This window comes from Longimicrobium terrae (genome assembly GCF_014202995.1).
GTDB classification, from domain to species: domain Bacteria; phylum Gemmatimonadota; class Gemmatimonadetes; order Longimicrobiales; family Longimicrobiaceae; genus Longimicrobium; species Longimicrobium terrae.
On sequence record NZ_JACHIA010000045.1, the window covers coordinates 1 to 3,582 of the forward strand.

Consider the following 3,582-nt stretch of genomic DNA (forward strand, 5'->3'; position numbering starts at 1 on the left):
AGTTGAGCCGGCGACTGCGTGAGCGGCCACGAAAACGAGCGCTGCAACTAACTGGCTTATCACTACTTAGCCGAATAAGTTAGCGCGTATGGGGGAGAGGGGTGCCCGCAGCCGCGCCAATCCATCCGAAGCGCACTGGACCGCCGTCTCCGTTTCGCACCGGCCTTATCGCCACACCGCAGCAACGCACTCACGCACCCAGCACCCCGCACTTCCTCTCCCTTGATGACGATTCGTTCTTATACCCGCGCGGCGATGGCGGCGCTCGTGCTCGCGGTGGCGGCGGCCGTGCCGCGGACGGCGGGTGCGCAGGTGGCGCCGGACGCGCGCTGGGTCACGTTCGATACGGAACACTTCCAGGTGCACTACAGCACCGGGCTGGAAACGCTCGCCCGGCGCGCGGCCGCCCGCGCGGAGGTGGCGCACGCGGCGCTGGCGGAGGCCTTCGTCCGTCCTCCGGCCGGGCGCGTGCACCTGGTGGTCGCCGACAACATGGACGCGGCGAACGGCAACGCCACGCCCATCCCGCGCAACCGTGTCGTCATCTATGCGCATCCGCCGGTGGAGGAGATGTCGCTCGCGTTCTCGTACGACTGGGTGGATCTGGTCGTGACGCACGAGCTTACGCACATCTACCACCTGGATCACTCGTCCGGGCCGCTGCGGGCCCTGCGTACCGTCTTTGGCCGGAATCCCACGCTGTTCCCCAACATCTTCGTGCCGCGGTGGACCACGGAGGGGCTGGCCACCTACATGGAATCGCGCATCACCGGCGCGGGGCGCGTGCGCGGCAGCTTTCACGACATGGTGCTGCGGACGGCCATCCTGGAAGACCGCTTCTTTGACATCGACCGCGCCAGCGGCGAGCCGGTGAGCTGGCCGGCGGGGAACGCGTCGTACGTGTACGGATCGGAGTTTGAGGACTGGCTGTCGCAAAAGTATGGGGAGGAGCGCGCGGGCGAGTTCGTGCGAACGGTCGGGCGGCGGCTGATTCCGTATCAAGTGGACAACGCCGCGCGCGCCGCGTACGGCACCTCGTTCAGCGCGGCGTGGGATGCGTGGCGCACGGAACTGCGCGGGCGGTACGGCGCGCTGGCGGATTCGCTCCGGTCGATCGGTGTCACCGAGGCGGAGGTGCTGACGCGGTACGGACGCGGGACGCAGTTCCCGCGCTGGTCGCCAGATGGATCGCGCATCGCCTTTGCCGCCAGCACCGGGCGCGATGAGCCGTCCACGCGCACCATCGACCGGGATGGGCGCGAGCAGATCCTGGCGCCGAGGACGAGCGTGGGTCCGCTGAGCTGGCGACGGGACGGATCCTCCCTGATCACGTCACAGCTGGACCAGGTCGATCCGTATCGCATGTACTCGGATCTGTACGCCGTGCGGCGCGGCGACGTGGACCGGCTGACGCGGAGCGCGCGGATCGCGGAGCCGGACGTGGGTCCGGACGGGCGCATCGTCGTCATCCAGGGCGGCGCTGACACGACGGTCGTCGTGATCACCGACGCGGAGGGACGGAACGCGCGATCGATCACGCCGGGCGATATCGACACGCGCTGGTCGGCGCCGCGCTGGTCGCCGGACGGGTCGCGCATCGCCGTCGCGCGCATCCGCACGGGTGGATGGTACGACGTCGTGGTCATCGACACCGCCGGCCGCATGGTCCGCGAACTCACGGCGGACCGCGCGCTGGACATGAATCCCGCGTGGTCGCCGGACGGCCGCTACGTCCTGTTCTCATCCGACCGCACCGGCATCCCCAACCTGTACGCGTATGATCTGGCGGATGGACGGCTGCTGCAGGTGAGCAACGTCCTCTCCGGCGCGTTTCAGCCGGACGTGTCGCCAGATGGACGGTGGATCGCGTTCAGCCTGTACCGCGCGGATGGGTATCACGTGGCGCGAATGGAGTACAATCCCGCCGCGTGGCGACCCGCGCCCGCGCCGGCCGCGGACTTCGGCCCATCAACGCGCGATCCCGCGGAGTTCACGCGCACGGCGGGCGGCGCGTCGCGGCCGTACTCGGCGCTGCGGACCATCGTCCCGACCAGCTGGACGCCGGTGCTGGTGGTGGACGACGTGCTGGACGGGGGGCTGGGCTTCGCGGTCGCCGGATCGGACGTGCTGGAGCGGCACGCGTACACCGTGAACGCGCTCGTCTACGCGGATGGCGGACGGACCTCCGCCGCGGCGGGATATCTGTATCGCGGGCTGGGCGTGCCGTTGCTGGGCGCGTCGGCGTTCCAGGAGTGGGACGTGCTTTCCGGGCCGGTGGGAAGCACGTCCGCGCTGCTGGAGCGGGAGCGTTCCGCCTCGCTGGTGGCGACGGTGCCGTTTCCGCGCTTTCGCTCGTACACGTGGGTGAGCGCGGGGCTGAACGTGCGCGACCGCCACTTCGAGTATCACGTGGGCGACGACCCGCTGGACGCGGACCGCGGCACGGATCTGGGCGCGGTGCTGACGCTGGGGCGGTCCACGGGGCGCGGCTTTGCGTACAGCGTGAGCCAGGAGCAGGGCTGGCTGACCGCCGCCACGGTGGAGGGCCGCCGCTACACGCGCGAGGGCGATCCGGACGATCCCATGAGCTACGTGCGGCTGGCGGGGCGCACGCAGGGCTACCACGCCTTTCGCGGCACCGGGTTCGCGCGCCACGTGATCGCTGCGCGGCTGATGGCGGCGGCGGACGCGGGTTCTCGCGGGCCGGGGTTCGCCATCGGCGGGGTGGAGTCCAGCACGGTCGCGTCGCCGCTGGGGACCGGGACGGGGATCGGGGGCCGGCCGGAGTTTCCGCTGCGCGGATACTCGGACGGCGCGCAGTTCGGCGACCGCGCCGTGGCGGGAAGCGTGGAGTATCGTTTTCCGCTGGCGCTGGTGGAGCGCGGGTACCGGCTGATTCCGGCGTACGTGGACCGCACGTGGGGGACGCTGTTCGCGGACGGCGGCGCGGCGTGGTGCGTGGAATCCTGCCTGTTCACCAACGTGCAGCGGGCCGAGGCGGAGCCGCTGGTGTCGGTGGGCGGGGAACTGGGCGCGTCGCTGCGCTTCTTCTTTTACGCCCCAATCGATCTGGTGGGTGGCGTGGGCGTTCCGCTGCGGCGGCTGGAATCCACGACGCTTGAGGGCGACGTGTTCCGCGAATCGATGTCGCCGCGGTTCTACATCCGCTTCGGGCAGGCGTTCTGATTGCGGGCTCCAGGGCGGCCCCCACCCGGGCTCGTACTACTCGCCCACCCTCCCCCAAAAAAGACTGGGGGAGGGTTGGGGCAGGGCGGAGAGGTCGGTGCGGGTGGCGGAGTTGGGCGGTGCGGCGAGTATCTGGAGCGAATGAATCCGCCGCTCTAACAGCGGGAACCCCCGACACACCGCGCTCCGCGCGATGTTCGGGGCTTCAACCGCAACACCCACAACGCGCTTCGCGTGGCGAGCCGCACCCGCCTCCGCACCGAACGGCTCCCCCTCCCCCGCTTGCGGGGTGAGGGGGTTGGGGGGCATACGCGTTAACTTTATCTTGTCGGCGGGGTAGGGGCGGGATATTCTGCTCTGCATGAGAGCTGACCTACTTGCCGAGGAGTGGGGTGT

At 70.0% G+C, this 3,582-nt stretch carries 1 protein-coding gene; it reads left to right on the forward strand.

Going from position 1 to position 3,582, the window contains the following annotated elements:
- The first annotated feature begins 225 nt into the window (after nt 1-225).
- The gene (locus HNQ61_RS28130; RefSeq protein ID WP_170035059.1) at nt 226-3,186 is read left to right on the forward strand and encodes a PD40 domain-containing protein; all 2,961 of its coding nucleotides are present in this window, start codon (nt 226-228) and stop codon (nt 3,184-3,186) included.
- Nucleotides 3,187-3,582: the final 396 nt, after the last annotated feature.